At 36.0% G+C, this 22,396-nt stretch carries 18 protein-coding genes; 8 read left to right on the forward strand and 10 right to left on the reverse strand.

What is annotated here, in order from left to right; translation table 11 throughout:
* Positions 1–205: 205 nt before the first annotated feature.
* Both V5290_RS09325 and V5290_RS09330 read left to right on the forward strand, forming a co-directional pair.
* Positions 206–577 (forward strand): hypothetical protein, encoded by a 372-nt coding sequence (locus V5290_RS09325; protein ID WP_333384466.1) that lies wholly within the window; start codon positions 206–208, stop codon positions 575–577.
* Positions 570–893 carry a hypothetical protein gene (locus V5290_RS09330; protein WP_333384467.1) on the forward strand — a complete coding sequence of 108 codons (324 nt, stop codon included), beginning with the start codon at positions 570–572 and terminating at the stop codon, positions 891–893. The genes V5290_RS09325 and V5290_RS09330 overlap by 8 nt, the downstream gene beginning before the upstream one ends.
* Before the next feature lie 123 nt (positions 894–1,016).
* Here V5290_RS09330 and V5290_RS09335 read toward each other — a convergent pair whose 3' ends face one another.
* Together V5290_RS09335 and V5290_RS09340 are read right to left on the reverse strand one after the other, a co-directional pair.
* Positions 1,017–1,853, reverse strand: coding sequence for a zinc-dependent peptidase (locus tag V5290_RS09335; RefSeq protein ID WP_333384471.1), 837 nt, complete (start codon positions 1,851–1,853; stop codon positions 1,017–1,019).
* 395 nt (positions 1,854–2,248) lie between these two features.
* Positions 2,249–4,492, reverse strand: a complete 2,244-nt coding sequence (locus V5290_RS09340) for a peptidase U32 family protein (protein ID WP_333384477.1) — start codon at positions 4,490–4,492, stop codon at positions 2,249–2,251.
* Between the two features lie 332 nt (positions 4,493–4,824).
* On the opposite strand from V5290_RS09340, the gene V5290_RS09345 reads away from it, so the two are divergent.
* Positions 4,825–6,453, forward strand: coding sequence for a methyl-accepting chemotaxis protein (locus tag V5290_RS09345; RefSeq protein ID WP_333384481.1), 1,629 nt, complete (start codon positions 4,825–4,827; stop codon positions 6,451–6,453).
* Between the two features lie 142 nt (positions 6,454–6,595).
* The gene (locus V5290_RS09350) at positions 6,596–7,069 is read left to right on the forward strand and encodes a peroxiredoxin (protein ID WP_333384484.1); all 474 of its coding nucleotides are present in this window, start codon (positions 6,596–6,598) and stop codon (positions 7,067–7,069) included.
* A gap of 72 nt (positions 7,070–7,141) precedes the next feature.
* On the opposite strand, the gene sfsA is transcribed toward V5290_RS09350, so the two are convergent.
* A complete protein-coding gene (sfsA, locus tag V5290_RS09355; protein WP_333384485.1) occupies positions 7,142–7,831 on the reverse strand; it encodes a DNA/RNA nuclease SfsA in 690 nt (229 codons plus the stop codon).
* A 178-nt stretch (positions 7,832–8,009) separates the two neighbouring features.
* Here sfsA and V5290_RS09360 point away from each other — a divergent pair, with 178 nt between their 5' ends.
* The 3 genes from V5290_RS09360 (at position 8,010) to V5290_RS09370 (ending at position 11,047) form a co-directional block, all read left to right on the forward strand.
* Positions 8,010–8,207, forward strand: coding sequence for a hypothetical protein (locus V5290_RS09360; RefSeq protein WP_333384486.1), 198 nt, complete (start codon positions 8,010–8,012; stop codon positions 8,205–8,207).
* Between the two features lie 123 nt (positions 8,208–8,330).
* Complete coding sequence (locus tag V5290_RS09365) at positions 8,331–9,959, forward strand: NAD(P)/FAD-dependent oxidoreductase (RefSeq protein ID WP_333384487.1); 1,629 nt, start codon at positions 8,331–8,333, stop codon at positions 9,957–9,959.
* Positions 9,960–10,120: 161 nt separating this feature from the next.
* Positions 10,121–11,047, forward strand: coding sequence for a D-2-hydroxyacid dehydrogenase (locus tag V5290_RS09370; RefSeq protein WP_333384488.1), 927 nt, complete (start codon positions 10,121–10,123; stop codon positions 11,045–11,047).
* Between the two features lie 114 nt (positions 11,048–11,161).
* On the opposite strand, the gene V5290_RS09375 is transcribed toward V5290_RS09370, so the two are convergent.
* The 7 genes from V5290_RS09375 to queF all read right to left on the reverse strand — a co-directional run bounded on the left by V5290_RS09375 (position 11,162) and on the right by queF (position 21,723).
* Positions 11,162–12,457: an NCS2 family permease gene (locus V5290_RS09375; RefSeq protein ID WP_333384495.1), complete on the reverse strand. Its 1,296-nt coding sequence runs from the start codon at positions 12,455–12,457 to the stop codon at positions 11,162–11,164.
* A 411-nt stretch (positions 12,458–12,868) separates the two neighbouring features.
* Positions 12,869–14,584 carry a hypothetical protein gene (locus V5290_RS09380; RefSeq protein ID WP_333384496.1) on the reverse strand — a complete coding sequence of 572 codons (1,716 nt, stop codon included), beginning with the start codon at positions 14,582–14,584 and terminating at the stop codon, positions 12,869–12,871.
* A 206-nt stretch (positions 14,585–14,790) separates the two neighbouring features.
* Positions 14,791–15,570: a flap endonuclease Xni gene (gene xni / locus V5290_RS09385; protein WP_333384504.1), complete on the reverse strand. Its 780-nt coding sequence runs from the start codon at positions 15,568–15,570 to the stop codon at positions 14,791–14,793.
* 1 nt (position 15,571) lies between these two features.
* Positions 15,572–16,924 (reverse strand): nucleotide 5'-monophosphate nucleosidase PpnN, encoded by a 1,353-nt coding sequence (gene ppnN, locus V5290_RS09390; protein ID WP_333384507.1) that lies wholly within the window; start codon positions 16,922–16,924, stop codon positions 15,572–15,574.
* Positions 16,925–17,037: 113 nt separating this feature from the next.
* Positions 17,038–18,510, reverse strand: a complete 1,473-nt coding sequence (locus V5290_RS09395; RefSeq protein WP_333384509.1) for a GGDEF domain-containing protein — start codon at positions 18,508–18,510, stop codon at positions 17,038–17,040.
* Between the two features lie 81 nt (positions 18,511–18,591).
* Complete coding sequence (locus V5290_RS09400; RefSeq protein WP_333384512.1) at positions 18,592–20,793, reverse strand: GGDEF domain-containing protein; 2,202 nt, start codon at positions 20,791–20,793, stop codon at positions 18,592–18,594.
* Between the two features lie 72 nt (positions 20,794–20,865).
* Entirely contained in the window at positions 20,866–21,723 is an 858-nt protein-coding gene (gene queF / locus V5290_RS09405) for an NADPH-dependent 7-cyano-7-deazaguanine reductase QueF (protein ID WP_333384514.1), read from the reverse strand.
* A gap of 106 nt (positions 21,724–21,829) precedes the next feature.
* On the opposite strand from queF, the gene syd reads away from it, so the two are divergent.
* Positions 21,830–22,381 carry a SecY-interacting protein gene (gene syd / locus V5290_RS09410; protein WP_333384517.1) on the forward strand — a complete coding sequence of 184 codons (552 nt, stop codon included), beginning with the start codon at positions 21,830–21,832 and terminating at the stop codon, positions 22,379–22,381.
* The last annotated feature ends 15 nt before the right edge of the window (positions 22,382–22,396 follow it).

Genomic DNA, 22,396 nt, shown 5'->3' on the forward strand with positions numbered 1-22,396 from the left:
TTTTTTTGGTTTATTTTTAATCAGCTTTATTTATGCCTTTGTGAAAAAATAAACACTCGCTTTGATTTTAGGGTTACTTTTATTTTTTAGCTTATTAATGGATGTTTCTAACCGTTTAATATAATTATTTTTATTATTAGTTAGTGGTGTTCAAATATGTTTTTGTTATTATGTTTTTTTTATTATTATTTGGTGTTTATATTTTATGGAATACAAGTTTTTTGCAGAGAAAATGAAAAGTAACATGCTAGCATGTATTTTTGGTTTTTCACTTTTTGGAATATTCAATCCTTTTATGTTTACTTTTGTTTTCGCATTTATAGGGCTGCTTTTCTTTTGGAAAAAGAACCCTCTAGTAGTTATTACTGATGAATACATCACCATTAATCAGGGACCTTTCAGAAGCCCTGGTATGATTATTTTAAGTGAAATAGAGTCGGTATCTTGGACGAAAAAAAGACAAAGTATTATTACGCATAATGGTAAAGAAAATAAGTATATGCTTGGTTTTCTTTCAGATGGATCATTTGAAACCGTAAAAACATCACTTGAAAATGCTGCGGCCACTAATGGGTAAAGTTTATCTTTCTTTAATTATTAATTTTTTGGTTTCTTTTTCCGTACTTGGCGAAGATGAATCATCCATTGCCTTTGGTTTATTTGTTATTTTCGCAAGTGGCTGGGTTGTTAGTCTTGTCGGTGTTGTTTGTTATCAAAATAACCAAGCGCGTTGGTCATATATAACAGCAGCGATTGGCTTTGCAGTTTTTATTCCTATTGGGTTGTTAGGATTGTTTGGCCTACAACAAGATCGTAGCGAGAGAGAAAAACAGAAATTACTTGATCGTTTAGCCATAAAAAAGAGCTCTGAACAGAAAGTGAATCATACTTAATCCGCTTTAGTAAAATGAACGGAGTGAACATGATATTATGCAATATGATCACTCTCATCATTTCATCAGGTTATCTAACTATTTCAATTTTCATTAAATGTTAGCGATCATTCAATACTATGATTAATCAGCAGGCAAACAACAACGTTTGTAACGCTTGCCACTACCACACGGACATGGATCTTTTTTTCTAGGAATAACTTCTTCAGCAATATTACTGAGATCTTGTTTATAAAAGTCACTTAAAGATTGAAATAGCTTAGGGTGTTTATGTTTTAGCTGTTTTGGTCTCTCGAAAAAATATTCACTAGCAACACTAAAAAATTCAGCGTTATTAGTTGCACCGTAAGGGTTAATGTTACTTTTTTTAGCTTCTATTTCTGATATTTTTTCGCGAACTAAGTTCAACCAAGGAATAGAAAAACTAAATTCTTTTAAGCGTTCCGGAAACCCATCACAATCGCCATCAGCCATATCAATTAAATGAGCAAACTCATGTATTCCAACATTACGTTTATCTTTATTATTACTGAAACCATAATGAAGTGCATTACGGCTAAGTAACATTTTACCATGCATCATTCCTGTGCCGACCATACCTTCAATATAAGAGTCTGGCTGCGAAGTCATAATATCGTAGTTAAAACTAGCAGGTAATAAAATAACAGTTTGGAGATTGAAGTAGTGCCACTTTGGAAACTTCCATACTGGAATAATGGCACTGGCTGCAACTAATAAACCATCTTCCTCAGTAACTTCAAGGCCGTTTCCTACAATTTCAGTAGTGTTTAGAAACAGTATAATACGCTGTTCAAACTGTTTTTTATCGGTTTCAGACAGGACTTTATAAAAATTAACATGTTCGGTTAAAAATATGCGCCAATCAGCTGGAAAAGTGATGGGCTCTGATTTTTTAGATGTAAATAACTGTTTGATAAAATTAGTTAAATTAGAAAACATGATTGACCTAAGATGTAATAGTGACTATTAAAAATGAATTACTTGTAAACTAAAGGTATTTTTAAAGCATGTCACCTATAAAAGGCAGTTATTTTAGATTATTTGGTCGATTGATGACGTTCATGTATAAAAATGGTGAGACAAAAATACAATGATGAAATGAAAGTATGCAGTTCAATTAGACCTAAATGCTAACTGTTGGATTTGAATTTTATAATCAATCTGATGGTTATGAAGTAGACAAAATAGTGCAGATAGCTATTGTAAAAATATTTATTATTGCACTTATGTCTTATTCAGCTTATTTGTATTGTAAATATGGCTGAAGTTAATTGAATTAATATATTTCAATACTAAGTTAACCAAAACCAAGTTTGGTTAACTTAGTTAATTCGCTACAGACCTTGTTGATATTGCGCATTGGTCGACACTGGAATTAAATTAGTCACAGTGACCTCCGCTTGTTGATCGCCCGCTAAGAAATCTTCAAAGTATTTAATTAACTCTGCTTTATCTTGTTTCTCTTTTGAACCTGAACCTATATCCGTTAGGTCAATAAAGAACTCATCAAATAAGTTTGAAAAGTCTTTGATTGCTTCAAAGTTTAAGAATTGCTCATGGTTGTAAATACTTGGGTAACCACCTAGTTGCTTATCAACAGCAAAAGAGATGCCTTTAACGTTAGTAATTGTTGTAGCTTTTTGACACTTCAACATACAACCATCTTCGATACTTGGTTTGTTACAACCAACAGTTTGTTGAAAGAAACATTGGCGACTAGTCATCATCAAAATAGGATGATAGATGCTGTAAAGCATTTTGAAGTTAGCAGGACGTTTGATATTTTTAATTTGATTACGGTTAATTTCATTTGAGATAAATGCACCCGCACAGTTTAGCTCTTCTTGCATCGTTAATAGTGCGTAAGAGTTAGTGGTGTTTAAAAATGGACCTGCTATCCATTCAATACCCATTTCAAACGCTTTATAAGCAATACCTGTATTATTAGTGACAATACGTTTTGGTTTTAACTCTTCTAAAATACGCACGGCTTCAATGTAGTCTTTTCCGATTAACACCGCTGGGAACCAAGGAATAAAGCGCGGATTACGTGCTAAAATATCACGTTGTTTATTACAGCGTTTTTTAAAGCTTTCTGGTAATTTAAAGTAGATATCAGCCTCGGTTAAATCTCCAAGGTAGGCATCTTTTTCATCACTGATTAACATCGATAGTGTCGGTTTTTCGTTAAGCTTGGGATGTGATGTTAATGTCGGGATCGTTACAGCTGGAATGACTTCCTTTTCACCATTAAGGTAATAAGCGACTTTATTCTTTACGTCAGTTAATTCTTTGAATGGGATTGTTAACCCTGCATCTAATTCAGAAAAATCAAATTCGGCCACGTTATATCGACTATTTTTGAAGCTTTTAAAGCGTTTTGCGATGGCTTCTTCTGTGACGGCAGATTGCTCAGATTTAATTAGATTAGAGTTTGATTCTACAACAATGGTTTTTTGGTCGATAACGATAGTTACTGTAAATGGTTTATATAACTGCCCAGAGAAGCTCAGTGACAGGTCACTTTTGTCAATGTTTAAGGTAGCAACTTTTGCAGCGACTTCATCTACTATTTTATTTTTGTCATCGCGAAGAATATCTTGCGCTTCTTGAATTTGTACAACAGAGATAGCGTTACTTTTTTCATTGGCATGAGTAAAGCTGTTATCGCGTGGGTTATCGATAAACATATCTTTGGTTAAGTTGCCTTTTAAGAAGGAGTTAGTGAAATCACGGTTAAATACCTTATATAACGCAGAGTCATCAGCTAATAATTTGCCTGTATCCACAAATTGATTGATCTGCTGACGCCAGCTATCAACAACGGTATGTACGTATTGTGCCCCTTTAATACGGCCTTCAATTTTTAGCGAATCAACACCTGCATCAACTAACTCAGGTAAGTCGAACCAGGCTGAATTATCTTTTAAATTAAGCGGGTACTTGTTACCTGCATTGGTTTCTTCATATTCGTCACGGCAAGCTTGACTACAACGGCCACGGTTACCGGAGTTACCAACACTTACTGAGCTTGAGTAACATTGCCCTGAAAAGGCAATACATAATGCGCCATGAACAAACACTTCCGTTAATACATCATTATCGTGTGCTAATGCGGTAAGGCTTTTGATTTCAGACAGATTTAATTCACGTGATAAATTGGCACGTGTTGCTCCAATTTTTGCAAGGAATAGCACTTGTCCTTCGTTATGTGTCGTAAGCTGAGTAGATGCATGGATGTGTAGACTTGGGAAGAATTTTTTAACTAAGTTAAATAAACCAAGATCTTGCACAATTATTCCATCAATACCGGTATTAACTAACTGATTTAATAGCTTGGTTAATGCAGGCAATTCATGCTCTAAAATAACAATATTTAAAGTTAGAAAAACTTCACATTGGTATTCATGTGCTAATTTGATGATGCCAACCAGATCATCAAAAGATAGGTTTGCAGCGCGGTTACGAGCATTAAAAATATCTAAGCCACAGTAAATGGCATTAGCTCCTGCGATAATGGCTGCTTTAATGGCATCAACATCACCGCCTGGCGCTAACAATTCAATTTTTCTACTCATTTTATTCACCGTCTGTTTAATATATTACTTTGGGCGGGAGTTTACCTTTATATCACTACTTTTACTATGGCATTGCATAGTGAGACAGATGAGGAACTACTTTTGTTTAGGCTTATGGAGGTCTTATATGCTCATTATTATGATTATTATGATTATTATGATTATTATGATTATTATGATTATTTTGAATAGACAGCATGGTTGGTCAAAATTAATGGTTAATTTTTTCAGTTAAATTGCTGTTTTTCTACTTTTGTCTAATTTATTTTTTATTTAACTACTACAATATAGGTATCAATGGATAAATGGCAATAACAGCAAGGAGAAGCACATTGTTAAATACTATAGGCAAAAGTATTAGAATCAAACTATCACTATCAATCGGGTTAGTGTTTGCATCTTTGATTCTAGTCGTTGTGGCTTACAATTCAATCACCTCAACGCTAACAGATGGTATTGAAAATGAAGGGCATCGTTTTATTCCGGCTTTATCTTTAGCTATTAATGCTGATAGAGATCTTTATCAAGCATATGTGGCACAGCTAGAATATTTACATGAAAATGATCCTGCATTTAAAAAAGATTTTGAAGAAAATGCACAACAAACAACAGATAAAATGCAAGAGTATCGAGCATTGTTATCGAGCTATCCTGAGATACTAGATAAATTAACTAGTTTTGATCAAAGCTATGACATTTGGAAAAAAGACTCCGATGAATATTTCCATTTGTTGACTCAAGGCAAAAAGGTAGAAGCTGAAGAGTTATTATTTACAGTTAATCGACAACATTTTTCAGAGCTAAGAGACATACTTGATACTGCTGGCGAGCTACTTTATGAGGAGTCTCAGGTAACTATAGATAATGTTAACGCAGAAGTAGATAGTAACAAATCTTGGTTACTATTATTCATTACTTTTGTTGTCGTTATTTCAGCGGTATTGACTTATTTAGTGCCAAAAGTACTGGTGCATGGTATTGATGATTTAACTGCTCGTATTAAACAAATCCGAGAAGGGGATGGCGATTTAACGCTACGTATTTCTTCTAAAAGACAAGATGAATTAGGTGACCTTGCTAATGAGTTCGATTCTTTTGTTGTTAAATTGCAACATTTAATTGAGCTGATAAAAGAAAATAGTATTTCATTAAACAGTAATGCAAGAGGTTTAAGAGACATGTCTGTTTCTAGTAAAGACCTTAATACTTCCCAACATCAAAAAATAGAAGCAATTGCTACGGCTGTTAATGAATTTAGTGTTTCCGTTCGTGAAGTAGCAGAGAATACCTTAAATGCTTCAACAGCGACTAATGAAACCACCGAAATGACCAATAATGGTATGGTGTTGATTGATCAGTCGGTACAAGATGTTAAAGAGCTATCTCAATCTATACAGCAAGCTAATGACGACATTACTACTCTTACTGAAGAATCGAATAATATTGCTGTGGTGTTGGATGTTATTCGTAATATTGCAGACCAAACTAATTTATTAGCATTAAATGCTGCGATTGAAGCTGCACGCGCTGGTGAACATGGCCGAGGTTTTGCTGTTGTCGCCGATGAGGTTCGTTCTTTAGCAAGTAAAACTCAGCAATCGACTAATGAAATACAACAAATGATTGATAAACTACAAGCTGGGGTAAAAAATGCTGTTGTGTCTATTGAAGATGGTTTTGAGAAAGTAAACCGTAATGTTAAATCCACTGAACAAACGCAAACTATGTTTGAAAATATTAAAGATTCCACTAACTTGATCAGTGATATGGTTGCTCAAATAGCTACGGCAACAGAGCAGCAGGGTAACGTATCAGAAGACATTAATAGTAATTTAGTGAATGTAAGTGATCAAAATAGAGAGAGCTTAGATGTTTCTGAGAAGGTTTATCAAGCATCAATGCAATTAAATGAATTATCTGAGCAGCTGAGTGAAAATGTTATTCAGTTTAAAGTGAATTAAGTTTTTTTAAACCGTATTTAATTATATCCATTACTTTAGTCATTGTTTGTTATTGGGGTTTAGGGCTAAACTGATACTTCGCCCAACCCATCTATTAAGTCATTAAATAGATGGGTAACTTTCTTCACTCAAAGGAAAAAATATGATTCAAGTAGGCCAAAAATTACCAACAGCCAATTTAAGCCAATTAACTGCTGATGGTATGCAAACTCACGATGTTAATGAATTATTTGCTGGTAAAAAAGTAGTGTTATTTGCTGTACCGGGTGCATTTACTCCGACTTGTTCAGAAGCACATTTACCAGGTTATGTGGTACTGGCCGACAAGTTACAAGCAAAGGGCGTGGACTTAATTGCCTGTGTAGCCGTTAATGATGCTTTTGTTATGAAAGCATGGGGCGAAGCGCAGAATGCGTCTGAACTTTTAATGCTAGGTGATGGCGATGCTAGCTTTACTAAAGCTTTAGGTTTAGAGAAAGATACGGCTGGGTTTGGTGGTTTGCGTTCCCAACGCTACGTCATGATCATTGAAGATGGTGTAGTAACAACATTAAATGTTGAAGAAGCTGGTGAATTTGAAGCAAGTAAAGCTGAAACAATTTTAGCTGCTCTATAGGTATCTATTATGCTGCTCAGGTTAGTGAGTAGCATAATCTTTCAATGAAAGGTGGCTGTTATTATAGAGGCTTTAAGCGGTAATATAACGACTTAGGTCTGGAAAGTAACAGATAACTTCAACACCTTCCTTTTTAGCTTGTTCAAATAAGGCTGTATATTTTTTATCTATAAAATCTGCAGGTTGCACTTTTTTAATACCTGAATGTAATACTGCAAATAATAGCACGCTACGAAAACCTTGTTGTTTCATCTCAATTAATTCTCTTAGATGCTTTTGACCGCGAGTTGTAACAGCATCGGGAAAGTAGCCATCTCCCGCTTGAGTACGCTCATCTAACAACGTGCAGCTTTTTACTTCTACATAACAGTCAACTTTATTTTGGTCGCTTAGCAAGAAGTCTATGCGGCTATTTTCTTCTCCGTATTTCACTTCCGCGGTACATTTTTGGTAACCAATTAATTCAGGGATTTGCTCTTTTTTAATTGCCTCAGACACCAAGGAATTAGCTTTAGCTGTGTTAACACATATTAAATATTTTTCTGGTGTTAATGTAAATTCCCAAGTGTATTGATATTTGCGTTTCTTATTATCAGATGTGCTATAAAAAATAGTATCGCCAGGGTTACCACAACCTGTCATCGCACCTGTGTTAGCGCAATAAATAGTGGTTTCTGACCCATCAGCTAAGGTGACATCCGCTAAAAATCGTTTGTAACGTTTGATCAAGGTCGCCTTTTGCATGGGCGTATTAAATAACATTATTGTCTTTTCCCTAACAGTTTAGTAACAAGTTTGTGATTATCTATTTACTAATTAAATGATAATCATTACCATGTAATAGTTTTAATCTATCAGCATAAGATATTATACCGATTACAATTAGTAAGTAATGCGTATTATTGCGGCTCAAACAACGGATAACATGGAGTTATTTATAATGTCTATTCAAATCGAAATCGATAAAGAAAAGCTAATGGAATTATTTGAATTAGGTGTACTTTGTGCTGCTGATTTCCGTTGTCTTACTGCAGACTCAAAACAAACGGTTTCTAAGCTCTGTCTTACTAGTTGCTCTAAGCGCTTACAAACGGCAGCGGCGACTATTCCCATTTCTATTCATAAACAAACACATTAATGTGCCATCGCCGACGATCATAGGGGGAAACTAATCCCTATTTAATCTATTTATGCGATTACATTTTTTAAACAGATCACGTAAACTACGCGCTTATTTTTTATGCTCAATGTTAGGTGAATCATGATACGTCTCAACCAAGTTAAATTACCGCTGGATCACAATGAAGATGCGTTACAGCAGTTTGTATTAACAAAGCTCAATATCACTGAGCAACAGTTGGTTAATATTCATGTTTTTAAACGTGGCTATGATGCGCGTAAAAAGAATCAAATTACCTTAATTTACACCTTGGATATTACTTTAATCGATGTTGATGAAGCTGCATTACTAGCGGATCTTTCAACAGATCAAAATGTCCGTATTTCACCTAACACAGATTACCAATATGTGGCATCTGCACCTGAAGATCTTGAAGAGCGTCCAATTGTAATTGGTATGGGGCCTTGTGGTTTATTTGTTGCGTTGATCTTAGCTCAAATGGGCTTTAAACCGATTGTACTTGAACGTGGGAAATCTGTGCATGAACGTGCCAAGGATACGTTCCGTTTTTGGCGCACCAGCGAACTAAACACTGAATCAAATGTGCAATTTGGTGAAGGTGGTGCGGGGACATTCTCCGATGGTAAATTATACAGCCAAGTCAAAGATCCGGGTTTCAAAGGGTTAAAAGTTAAACAAGAGTTTGTTACTGCCGGTGCGCCAGCTGAAATTATCTATGTAAGTAAACCGCATATCGGTACTTACAAATTAGTCACTATGGTTGAGAAAATGCGCCGTAAGATCATTGAACTGGGTGGTGAAATTCGCTTTGAAACACGTGTTGAAGAGATCAACATGGAAGAACAGGGCGAACATAAACAAGTGACTGGTGTGACTTTGCATAATGGTGAAGTGATTAACTCTCGTTATGTGGTGGCTGCGGTAGGGCATAGTGCCCGTGATACTTTCCAGATGTTGCACGATAAAGGTGTTTACATGGAAGCTCAATCATTCTCTATTGGGTTTCGTATTGAGCATAAACAAGAGATGATTGACCAAGCTCGTTTTGGTATCAATGCTGGCCATCCTATTCTAGGTGCTGCTGATTATAAATTAGTACATCACTGTAAAAATGGCCGTAGTGTGTATAGTTTTTGTATGTGTCCTGGTGGTGTAGTTGTTGCTGCAACCTCTGAGGAGCATGCAGTTGTTACCAACGGAATGAGTCAATATTCACGTAGTGAGCGTAATGCGAACAGTGCAATTGTTGTGGGTATTTCTCCTGAAGACTTCAATAACGATCCTCTACAAGGTGTCGCTTTACAACGTAAGCTAGAGCGCCATGCTTACGTAATGGGCGGTAGTAATTACGATGCACCAGCACAGATGGTAGGTGACTTTTTAGCTGCTGGTAAGGGCAAGCCTTATGAGAATGTTGAACCATCGTATAAACCAAATGTTAAAATGACCGATTTGAGTGAAGCTCTACCTGAGTTTGCTATTGATGCGATTCGTGAAGCGTTACCTGCTTTTGCTAAGAAGATTCGTGGTTTTGATAGTAAAGACGCTATGCTGACAGGTGTAGAAACTCGTACTTCATCGCCTGTACAGATTAAGCGTGGCGCTGATTTCCAAAGTTTAAACACCCAAGGGTTATATCCAGGTGGCGAAGGTGCTGGGTATGCTGGTGGTATCTTATCTGCTGGTATTGATGGGATAAAAATTGCTGAAGCTGTCGCACTTAAGATGTTAGCGGATCTTACTGAGTAATATTAAATTAATAATGAGTAGTAATAATAATTGCTACTCATGTTGCCTTATTCTCATTTCGTTACTTCTAATTCCCCTGTTCATTTTTACTTCTCTTTAAAAAACCTGTATATCTATTAATCTCTATTTTTCACAAGCAACCGTCGAATTAAGGAACTCAAATGAAAATTGTTTTATTAGATGCGCTCACTTTAGGTGATAGTGACTTATCAGTATTTGATACATTAGGAGAGTTAACGGTTTATCAAACAACCGATGCGCAACAAACTTCGGAAAGGTTAGTAGGTCAAGAAGTCATCATTACTAATAAAGTCGTCATCACAGCACAGCATATGGCCGATAACCCACAATTGAAGTTAATTTGTATTTCAGCAACGGGTACTAATAACGTTGATTTAGAAGCTGCAAAAATAGCTGGTATCGAAGTTAAAAATGTTTCTGGGTATTCTACTGAGAGTGTTAGCCAAGCAACTTTTTCTTTGTTGTTTCAATTGATACATCAAAGTCGTTATTACGATCAATATGTTAATGAGAAAAAATGGTGCGAAAGTCCAGTGTTTACCCATATAGAACGCTCTTTTTTTGAGATAAAAGGTAAGCGTTGGGGTGTCATTGCTATGGGGGAAATTGGCCAGCGAGTTGCTCAATTAGCAAGTGCTTTTGGTTGTGATGTTTGCTATTACTCAACATCGGGAAAGAATAGTCAGCAATCTATTCCACAGGTTGATTTACAAACGTTATTGAGTGAATGTGATGTTATCTCTATTCATGCTCCTCTCAATGCGCAGACGGAAAACTTGATTGCTGCCGAACAATTAAAACTGTTAAAACCAGGTGCGATTATGTTGAATTTAGGCCGTGGCGGTATTATTGACGAAAGTGCGATGGCGACTGCTTTGGATACGCAAGACATTTATCATGGAACTGATGTTTTAGCTGTAGAACCGATGCAAGAGAACCATCCTTACCTTTCTGTAAAATCTGAGCATCGTTTAGTCGTTACTCCTCATACTGCCTGGGCAAGTGTTGAAGCACGCGTTAGTTTAATTGAAAAGGTTGCTAATAATATTCGTACTTTTATCGCTTAACTAAAGTTAAGCTTAGCTTGAAACTAAAAAGGCCCGATTTTATAAGTTATAAAATCGGGCCTTTTATTATGTATTAAGCATTCACTAACATTAACTGAATGCTATTTTCGCTATTTAACCAGGGAAGAAGATTAATTTAATTAAGAATAAGATAGCTAAGAACCAAACGCTTGTGCTTAATTCACTCGCTTTACCACTGGCAATTTTAATTGCTGCATAAGCAATAAAACCAATGGAGATGCCGTTTGCGATAGAGAAAGTTAATGGCATCATTATCGCAATGATTACTACAGGCGCGGCTTCAGTAATGTCATCCCAGTTAATGCTTTTAAGGCCACCAACCATTAATACTGCAACGTATAATAACGCTCCTGCAGTTGCATAAGCAGGTACCATTCCTGCTAATGGTGCAAAGAACAGGGCTAGTAAGAATAATACGCCAACAACAACAGCCGTTAAGCCAGTACGGCCACCTTCAGCGACACCTGCAACACTTTCAATATAACTAGTAGTTGTAGATGTACCTAAAACTGAACCTGCCATCGAAGCTCCACTATCTGCTAATAAAGCACGATTCAAACGAGGAAGGTTGCCATCTTTATCTAATAATTTAGCTTTGTCTGCAACAGCAATTAAGGTGCCTGAAGTATCAAATAGATCTACAAATAGAAAGGCAAATACAATGCTAATCATACCAACATTAAATGCACCTGCGATATCCATCTGCATAAAGGTAGGTGCAATACTAGGAGGCATAGAGACAATACCGGCGTACTGTACGTCGCCCATAATAAGACCAATGATTGTTACGAGTAAAATAGCTATCATCACACCACCTTTAACGCGGAAGTGAGCGAGGGCAATTGTGGCAATAAACGCTAACGAAGCTAGTGCTGCAGGTAATGCAGTAATATCACCTAAACCAACTAATGTTGCAGGGTTACCTACTACGATACCTGCATTTTTTAAGGCAATTAACGCTAAGAATAAACCGATGCCTGCTGCAATTCCTTTACGCATTGGTAATGGAATTGAGTTGATGATCCACTCTCGAATCTTGAATAAACTTAATAGTGTGAAACAGACGCCTGATAAGAATACTGCACCCAGAGCAACTTCCCAGCTGTAGCCCATGTGTAATACAACTACATACGAAAAGAATGCGTTTAAGCCCATACCTGGCGCTAAAGCAACTGGGTAATTAGCGTATAAACCCATAATAAAACAACCTACTGCAGCTGCTAAACAAGTTGCTACAAATACTGCACCGGAATCCATTCCTGTTGCAGATAGCATTGATGGGTTAACAAAGATGATGTAAGCCATGGTTAAGAAGGTGGTAAAGCCTGCAACAATTTCTGTTTTCACATTACTGTTGTTTTCGCTTAGTTTAAATAATTTTTCTAACATAATTTTTCCGTTACTAGCAGATGTGAAGGTCTGGTTCCGTGAGACCTACAAGATTAAAAATTTAGATAATACCAATCACACTAATTAATTGACCTATTTTACTTGTTAAAATAACTTATTTCTTCGTTGTAATTTTCGCAAAGAGAACAACTGTTTAACTTCAATTACGCCTTTAACTAAGTCATTTTTCCTGCGTAAAATTTAGAACACTTATTTAATATAGTTGGTATAACATAGTTAATGTCATTGATATAAATTTTGGTAAGCGCGTAGAATAACTGATTTTGATGTGGGTGTAATTACATTATTAAACGGAGAAGGTTAATCATATTAGGTTGATAAAACGTTAAAAATGAAAAAACTGGCCGAAGGCCAGTTTATAAAAGGAAATAATAGCGTTATTGATGACGCTTAGTTTTCTGCGGCTTTATGGTTCATTGTTGAATCTAAGCGAATACCTTGATCATTAATATCTACGTTAATATTCATACGTGTATCGTAATCTTTTAGGAACATCGCTTCTTCAGGAATTACTTCACCGGCTAGTTCAACGGCATCTGCAATAGGGGTTAAAATTTTCTTAGTATCAAAAGATAGCTGATATAACCCTTTAGCTAATAATGTCTCAAGAGATAATTTTTCAGCTTCTTGTAATCCTTTGTTGCCATTATAGATAACAAAATGATCGCCTTTGATCGCCATTTTAGGATCTAAGTTTAATCGCGCAGGGATAGGAACCACTTTATTAAGTGATACTGCAGGCCCATTATTGGTTATATCAATTTGTTGTAAATCAGGCACAAACATTTTAATCGAGTTAAATAAGGCAACTGGGTTTTTAACATGAACCGCTAATAATGCATCCAAGCTTTCTAAGCGAGGCTGGTCATTATCTTGCGATACTGAATAATCAAAAATTGCACTACTAATACCTTTCACATTCGCTGCCATGCTTGAGCCCATACCTAACATTGCTAAAGATTCACCGCTGGCATCTATTTGGTACTGGATATCCGCTAAAGGTCCACACTGGAAGCGTGGTGTTTTTAAATTCGCCCAAATATCGGTTAACGCACTAGAAAGCTGACCAACATCCAAACCTATCGATGTTGCAATAACATTATCATCAAAGTTTTGTGTGTAATTAGGGATATAGCCACGTAATGTTTTTAGGGCATTCAAAATAGGTTGGTTTTTGCTTTCAAGTACAGCAGCAAAACCCAATGTTGATTGTTCTTTACTGATATCCATTTGGGTGTAACCGAATGCGGTACGTGGCCAATTTTGTGCAATACCACGTAATTCTTGTTTACAAGCGGCACTGTGTAATAGCTGGAAGGCTGTATCCTCATCTTTAGTCAGTTCAGTTAATTGCTTAGCTAATTGATTATCATCTTCGCTGGTTAAGCCTTTGATGATTTCTACATGGTTAACAAAACCAACACTACTGTTGGTAAATTGGTGCTGTTGCATAATATCTTCAAGCATATGCGTGTCTGCTAGAGATTTGCTTGGTTTTTGTAACCCTAATGCCATTGCCAGTAAGTCTTCTGATACAAAACTGCTTTGAATCGTCGCAGTTAGCATGCCATTAGATTGTGCAATAATCAGGTTAATAGGCTCACCTTGGTCATCTTCAACCATTGGATAAATACGATATTTAAGTCCTTTGAGCTCTCCTTCAGTATGACTAAAGCCGGTTTCTTGTTCATTTTTATCTAACAAATCCCATATTGCTTGTGGGTTAGCGACTTCAACTTTGAGCACAGGTAACAAGCCTAAAGTGTAAAAGTATGCACGGATCTCATCTGCTAAACCAAAGTTACTAGTCAGTAAGTCTGCATCTTTTAAACTATCTTCATAAGTGCTTAGTAGGTTTGTTAAAAAATCTATTGAAGGAGATTCTTCTCCGTATAAAGATTCAATATGTGTAGGATTTTTAGGGTCAATCAAGTTAGGAGCTGAGGCAATATAATCTTTGATAGGGAATGGCGTTAATTGTCCTGTGAAAAATGGTGTATCGGCAGGCACGTAACTCAGGACATTATCACTTTCTGCTTGTGGCTGATATAAGTATGCAGCAGCACCGGCCGCAACTAATGCAATAGGAATTAATATTTTTTTCACAGTTGAAACTCCATAATCTATGACGAATAAAGCACGCCAATAAAGGGTGCTTTATAAAAAGGCATTATATCCTTTGTAGATAACCAAATGGGTTAGTACATAAGGAGTAATATGACGTATAAGACAGACTAAATTTGTTAGTCAGCTAAGTTAAGAATTTGTTCACTTAAACGCTATAATTTTTATTTATCTCAAGTATTTACGTATTAATTTTTAGGGTATCTTAGGTCTTTCAAATTAAAGCCAAGTTGAATATCTTTTTTCAAGGAAACCAGTTGTTTTGAAAGTAGGGCTTCTTGTTGCTGTTGTTGTACTTTTAACAAACGTTTATCACTATTATTTTCTGCTTCAAACATTCCCTGTAAGCTAGAGTACTCTTGCAATAAAGCAATCGCACCTTTATCGCCTACACCTTCAACACCTTTAATATGACTGCTACTAATACCGGTAATTGCCCAATAATCGATTAGTTGATCTATTTTCATACCTAGTTTGTGCTCTATATAATAACTATCCATATGCAAAGATTGAAAATAGTCATAGATACTCGTATAAGCATTTAATAACTGATAAAACCCCTTGTCTGTAGATACGATTGTACAGCGTTGTTGGCGCGCTGTTATTTTGTGTGAAAGTGTCGCAATCAGATCGTCTGCTTCATCTTGCTCAGTCACTAAAGACTCAATACCCATTTCATAAAAGGCATCCTGAATGTGGGGCAAGTAAGCTTTTAAGTCACTAGGGATTGGTTTTCTTCCTTGTTTATATTCAGGGAGAAGTTGATGGCGCCAACTAGCTTGATGACTATCAAATACACAAATAACATGACTAGGGTTATGTGCTCTCAATAATTTCTGTAAAGCATTACAGGCTGTATTGTTGGTCGCACTTAAGGCAAATTCTGACTTTGCGTTTTGTTTTTCTTGGATTGCATAGATACGACGAATTAAGTTCATCGCATCTATGATTAATAGTGAAGCACTCATGTTAAGTGGTTATCTTATAACAAGGAGTGTAAACACTACCTGGCAATTTCATACGACCTTGGTCGATAAAGCTTTTTAATAACTTATCTACTCTTAACATTAATTCTTTTTCTCCAGTTAGTAAGAATGGGCCATTTTCTTCGATGGATTTTATTCCTTCATCTTTCACATTACCACCAACAATACCTGAAAAAACGCGACGCAAATTTGATGCAAGTTGCTCTTTGGGTTGATCATGATGTAGCACTAAGTTTGCCATGTTGTCATGGTTAGGGATGAAGGGCTCTTGAAAGGTACGATCAATTTTTAATGTCCAATTAAATGAATAAGCATCGCCAATGGCTTTACGATACTCTTTGACTCGATGCATCGATTTTTTAATTACTTTAGCAACAGTGGGCGCATCATCAATAATGATTTGATAATGCTCTTGAGCTTCAGGCCCTAAAGTATGCACAATAAAGTCATCAATCGCCTCAAAATAATCTGCACTGCTGGCTGGCCCTGTTAATATAATAGGCAGAGGTTGACGTTTATTCTCAGGGTGCATCATGATACCAAGAATATACAACAACTCTTCAGCTGTGCCTGGACCGCCAGGGAAAATGACAATACTGTGAGTAAAGCGGACAAAAGCCTCTAAGCGTTTTTCAATATCAGGCAGGATAACTAGCTCGTTAACAATTGGATTTGGAGGCTCAGCTGCAATAATACCTGGCTCTGTTAAGCCAATGTAACGACCCGGTGCTACACGTTGTTTAGCATGTCCTACAGCGGCACCTTTCATAGGTCCTTCCATGGCACCTGGACCACAACCAGTACAAACATTGAGTTCTCTTAAGCCAAGTTGGTTACCCACTTCTCGGGTATAAGAAAATTCTGTTTTATTGATGGAATGACCACCCCAACATACCACCATATTTGGATCGATACCTGCTTTTAAGATATTCGCATTACGTAAAATAGAAAACACTAAGCTGGTGGATTCTTCACTATTAAACTTTGTAGATTCATGAGGTTGTAACTGGGTATTAACATACAAAATATCACGTAATACTGAAAATAAGAGATCTTGCATCCCTTTAATTAGTTCACCATCAATATAAGCATCTTCAGGTGGGTTAACAAGTTCTAAAATAACGCCGCGCTCTTGATGTAGCACATTGATTTGAAAGTCTTTATGTTTTTCAAGGATCTCTTTACTACTGTCAGTGTGGCTACCTGACTTTAAGACGGCTAGAGCGCAATTTCTGAATAATTGGTAAGTTTCGCAAGAGGCGCTGTATTTAAGTTGGTTGACTTCCAGTTGAGAAAGTAGCGCCATACTGCCAACGGGACTGATATGTGAAATCATAGCTTCTCCTTTTAACTTATTATTAGATTAACTGAGTTAGTGGGAGAAGCCACGTAAAAAGCACTGATTTTTGATAAATAATTGAAACAAAACGTTATAAAGCTAAATTTATATTACCTTTCAACTTTTTTCTCATTTTTTGTAAGCTGTAAAACCTGATCTTTACCCTGGCGCTTTGCTTGGTAAAGTGCTGTATCTGCACGTTCAAAAGCATCATCACTTTCATCTGATGGTGTAAATGCAGAAAACCCAACTGAAATAGTAATGGACAGGTGCTCCTGTTTAAATTGGAACGGAATCGACTTAATACGGTCACGTAACTTATTTAAAGCAAGCTCAGTTTGAGTTGGTGAAATTTCTGGTAATAATAATGCAAATTCTTCCCCGCCATAACGAGCAATGTAATCGGCATTACGAATAGATTTCTGTAATGTTTGAGCAATAACGTTTAATACCTTGTCTCCGGCTAAGTGACCAAATCTATCGTTAATCGATTTAAAGTTGTCTATATCAATCACAGCTAGATTAAGTGGTGTTTTGTAACGTTTATAACGCGTCACTTCTGTTTTTAAACGTTCACTCCAAGCTGCTCTGTTAGGAATTTTGGTCAAAAAATCAATGTGTAATTGCTTGTTTTGTTGTTTCAAAGTTTTTTGGTAGCTTTGCGTCTCGTTTTGTAGCTCTTTAATTTGTCTTACCATACTTTGGAATTTAGTACGGAATTTTTCTTCTTGTTGTTCTTCTTGTAAAGCCATCGCTGCTTTTACATTTGATACATAGTCAGAAATTGACGATTGTAGTTCTTCAAGTGTTTGATGCTGACTGTTTTCTTGAAGTTTATCTGCACCTTCTTGAATAAGCTTATTAGTCTCTTTTTGTTTTTCAAAATCTTCTTCACTAAGCTTTAAGGTTTGTGCAAAATTTAAATAGAATTGCGTTAAGCTATCATTAAGAGTGTATAAAAAATGACGAGAAGTACGACGCTCTTCACGTGTACTATCGATAATGATATTGATGATTTGTAAGCAATATTGAGGTAATTGAAATGGATCTGGATCATTAGATATATCAATACGTACTTTTTCTAGCTTTTTAACAAAATCTTGCCCGACATCTAATTCTAGAATGAGCAGTTGTAATTCATCGTTAATAAAAGAGATATCAGCTTTGGTGTCGACTTCAGATGGAGAGCAGCTTTTATTTAATTCAATCACTGCATGTTGATAAATTTTAATTAGGGCGCTTAAAGAAGAGTGGTGTTCGGCAATAGTATAAGGTTCAGGTGCGTTTTGCATTTCGCCAATTTTATTTTTTACTGCTTCTGATAATGATTCGATTTGTCTAAGTTGCACTTGTGATTGACGGGCGACTAACTTACCTTCAGATAGTTTCTCTTCAATAGTATAAGGGGTATTTTCAAGTTGTTGGCTATATTCGTCAAATAACTGAATTTCATCTTCAGCTGTTGAAGCTGATTGCAATTTTTTTAAAAATTTAAACTGATACTTATCGATAGCTTGGTTTTGTCGATAACTCCGTTTTAACAATTGCTGCAATAATCGAGTTATTGCTTGAGATGATGCCATCAGCTTATTCCTTTTATTATAATCGTTGCGAAGTATCGATTAGTTTATACTCAAGCACAAGATGAGATACCTCAAATTTACCTAACGATTTAATTCCGGCCATGAGATCGTAGTGCCGGGGTGACTACTTTTTTGTTTTACAATACCTTTGTCAATACCTGCCTGGCCTAGTATCCATAAATCACCATCAAAGAAAGCAGGTTGAATTTTTTCTATTGCATATAACTCTAGCCAAGTATTGGTATTGAGTTGGTCACGCATTTGACAAGCACCATATAAAGCGAGACTAGTTAAATTTAACATTCTTTCAGGTGCGATTGCACGTGATACGTTATTCAAGAACGGAAATGCGACAACGCCACAGGCAATGTCTCCCTCCAGCGAGTAGCTATCAGCAAAAAATTTAAAAAAGGATTCAATTTCTAATGCAAATTGTTTTGCTTCTTCATATTGCTCTTGTTCAGATATAAATAATAGCTGATTATCGCGAACTTGGGTGATTTGAGTGCGTTGATAAAAGTGTGTGGTTAACGCTTGACCTAAAGCCGCTTCAATTTTCTCTGCATTAAACAAACCTTTTGTGCCATTTAAGTTATTAAGAAATGGAATATTTACTAGTGCGTAAAATAGTGGCGTCCCTTGATATTGTAATTCATTTTCTTGAACTTGGACCTGATGAGAGGGTAGTTTTGAACGTGGATGCAATTGTAATCTTTTACGAGTCGTTAACTCTAATGCAACTAGTTTTTTATTGCGTCTAAAAATACCTAGTAATATTAATAACGCAAGTATTAGCAACAAGGCCGCAACATAGGCGATATTTTTAAAGCGATTATTTTTTAGTAATAATTCGTTATTTTTTGTTTCTAACTGAATTTGTTGTTGTGTTTGCTCAATAAGCTGAAATTGCTCATTTATTTTTAACTGTTGTAAAGCAAACAGCTTCTCCTTGATTGCATTTTGTAATGAATGAAAATTTTTGAAGTGGAAGTTAGCTTGTTGATGATCTCCTGATAATTCATAACTCAATGCAAGCATTTCAAAAGCTTTTACTCTGAGCTCTGGAAACTTATCTTTTGCTAAGGTTAATACATTCTCTAGCTGTAAAATGGCTAACCCGGTATCTTGGCTTCGAATATTAAGTTGGGCCAATAATAAGATCGTTTCAGTTTGTTGTTCTAGTCTATTTAATTTCTTAAAGTGGTAACGCGCATTTTGTAAATACTTTTGAGCAAGGTCAGTATTTTTATCCATATCATAGGGCATAGAAGCGTAAGTTCGCCCTAATTCAAGATAAATGTAAGCTAATAGCGTTTTATGTTTTTTCTCTACCAACTCCATTGCATTAAATAAATAGATTAACGATTGATTAAACTCTTTATTCTGACGTTTTAAAATTGCAAATTTCAGTAAGCTATCGGCTTGCTGTACATAGTTTTCTGTAGGTAATAATAACTCCACACGTTGGCTGGCAAAATCCATTGCACGTTTATAACGGTGTTTCTGCTGATAAAGATTAGATAGACTCGCCTTGATCAGGCTATTTAGCTTAATCAGTTGCAGTTGGTCTGCCATTGCATTTGCTGTTTGAAAGTTTGAAACTGCGAGTTGTTGTTGGTTAATTTGATCGTAATAGTGGCCGTAATAATAAGCTAACCAAGCTAATAATTCGGTTTTTTTACTATTCTTAAGGCTTTGTTTTACTTTACCTAGGGATTCATTTGCTAACTGATATTGGTGTGTTTCTAAAGCCAGTTTTGTAACGGTTAGGTTAACTATTTCAGGTAAATTAGCATAGTTAGTTTTTTTATTATCAGCCATTACTTGTAAAGAATGTTGCATCATATTAATTAGCGTTTCATTACTTAGCTGCGGACGTTCTGGCTCAGGTATTTCACTGGCAATTAAGTTTAAAGTTCTAATTTCATCCGGGCTTTCACTTGGGTTTTTTAATAGCGGCATTAATAACGATAGGCTTTTTTCGTAGTTCTCCAATTCGATATAGCAAGAGGCTAATAAGTGCGTAGGGGCATTATTAGGGATTCGTTTAGTTGTTAAACGTGAATTCTTATTAATAAAATTATCTTGCGGAGGCGGTAATGCAGCCACTTTATCCATGAATGCAGTGACATTGTTAATACATGAAACGGGCTCAAGTTCACGAGTCTTATAGCTTTCTTTGATAGATGCAGGGATCTGTGCATCACCTAGCTCTATTGCCATTATTGAATGGCTAACTGATACTAGTAAGCAACCTATAAATGCACGTGAAAAAAAGTTCATGGATACTTAAAGCCTTATATAAAATTTGCACCTTACTTTTGTTAAGGTGCAGTTATTGTAACAAATTTAGCGTTACTGTCTTACTAAGCGAATATTGTGTGTTGCTACCGATGCACAAGTACTACGTAATGGGTTGATATCTAAACCACCGCGACGGGTATATCGTGCATAGACAGTTAGTTCATTTAATGAAGCGTGCGCCATTAAATCACAAAAAATACGTTCGACACATTGTTCATGAAACTCGTTATGTTGACGAAAAGAAATTAAATAGCGTAATAACTTCTCGTGATCTAAACGTTGACCTGTGTAAGTGATCTCTACACTTCCCCAGTCAGGTTGACTGGTGATTAAACAATTAGACTTTAACAGGTTAGAATGAAGTGTTTCTGTAACAATCTCATTTAAACCAATACCGTTCAGTAAATTTGGAGATAGTTGATACTGATCTACTTCGATATCAAGCTCATCAATGTTTATACCAGATAGGGCTCCTAGTTTATCCACTACTGTATCTAAGTTCGCATTGAGTGTTACCTCGACTGTTTTTTTAGCGCATTCTGATAAATCATTGCTTAGAACTTCTTGAACTGCTTCTACCGAATCAAATTTACTTTGATTAAAACTGTTAAGGTAAAGCTTAAATGATTTTGATTCGATTAAAAACTCACTATCGTAAGGAACTTTCACAACACCTGTTGCGACCACAGGTTTACCTTTATTGTTTAACCAAGAAAGCTCGTAGATATTCCATAAGTCAACGCCATAGAAAGGTAACGCGTCAGCTTTTAATGAAAGCTCGTTGCGATTTAAACTACGAGGAACACCTTGTAATAACGTTTTGTCATAATGACATTTATATTCAGTGATTTTGCCTAGTGATAGGTCTTTTAAAGCTAAATCTTGATCGTATAAAGTTGAATGTGACATTGAGTTTTCTCATTTTAAAAGCAGAGGGCGTTATAAATGCAAGACAAAACAGCCCGAATGGTTACAATAAGCGGTATTGTAACTAAAAAGAAGAATTATTCGAGCTATGAATACAGATATCCAAACGGAATTATTGGCGTTACAAGCACGCCACCTTAAATTATGGGAAGCTGAAAAGGGGACTCTTCCAACGCAAACCTTTGATGCTGAATGGTTATCTCCATGCCAAGTCGGTGAGGTACTTGGCGATCAAATAACTTGGAAAGCACAAGAGCGTACGCAACAAGTTGATTTGAAAAATATTGAAGATGCTCTTGAAATAAAGCTTCATCCGGCAATAGAAGCCTTATTTTGTAGCAATTATTGTGATCATATACCTTGCGAATTTGATGGCCATCCTATTGAATTGATTCAGGTATGGAATGATCAAGATTTTTTGGGATTGCAAGAAAATATGATTGCACACTTCATGATGCAGAAACGTTTAAAGAAACCTGCCTCAATGTTTATTGCGACTTGTAGCGATGAAATGCAAGTTATCTCGATATTAAATGAGACCGGGCAAGTGCAATTAGAGACGTTAGGTAAAAAACAAGAAGCAGTATTGGCAGAGTCTCTGGAAGAGTTTCTAAGTAAACTCAATCCTATCATACTGTAATTTATAATCGCCCCT

The organism is Psychromonas arctica (assembly GCF_036697365.1).
In the GTDB taxonomy this organism is placed as follows: Bacteria; Pseudomonadota; Gammaproteobacteria; order Enterobacterales; family Psychromonadaceae; genus Psychromonas; species Psychromonas arctica_A.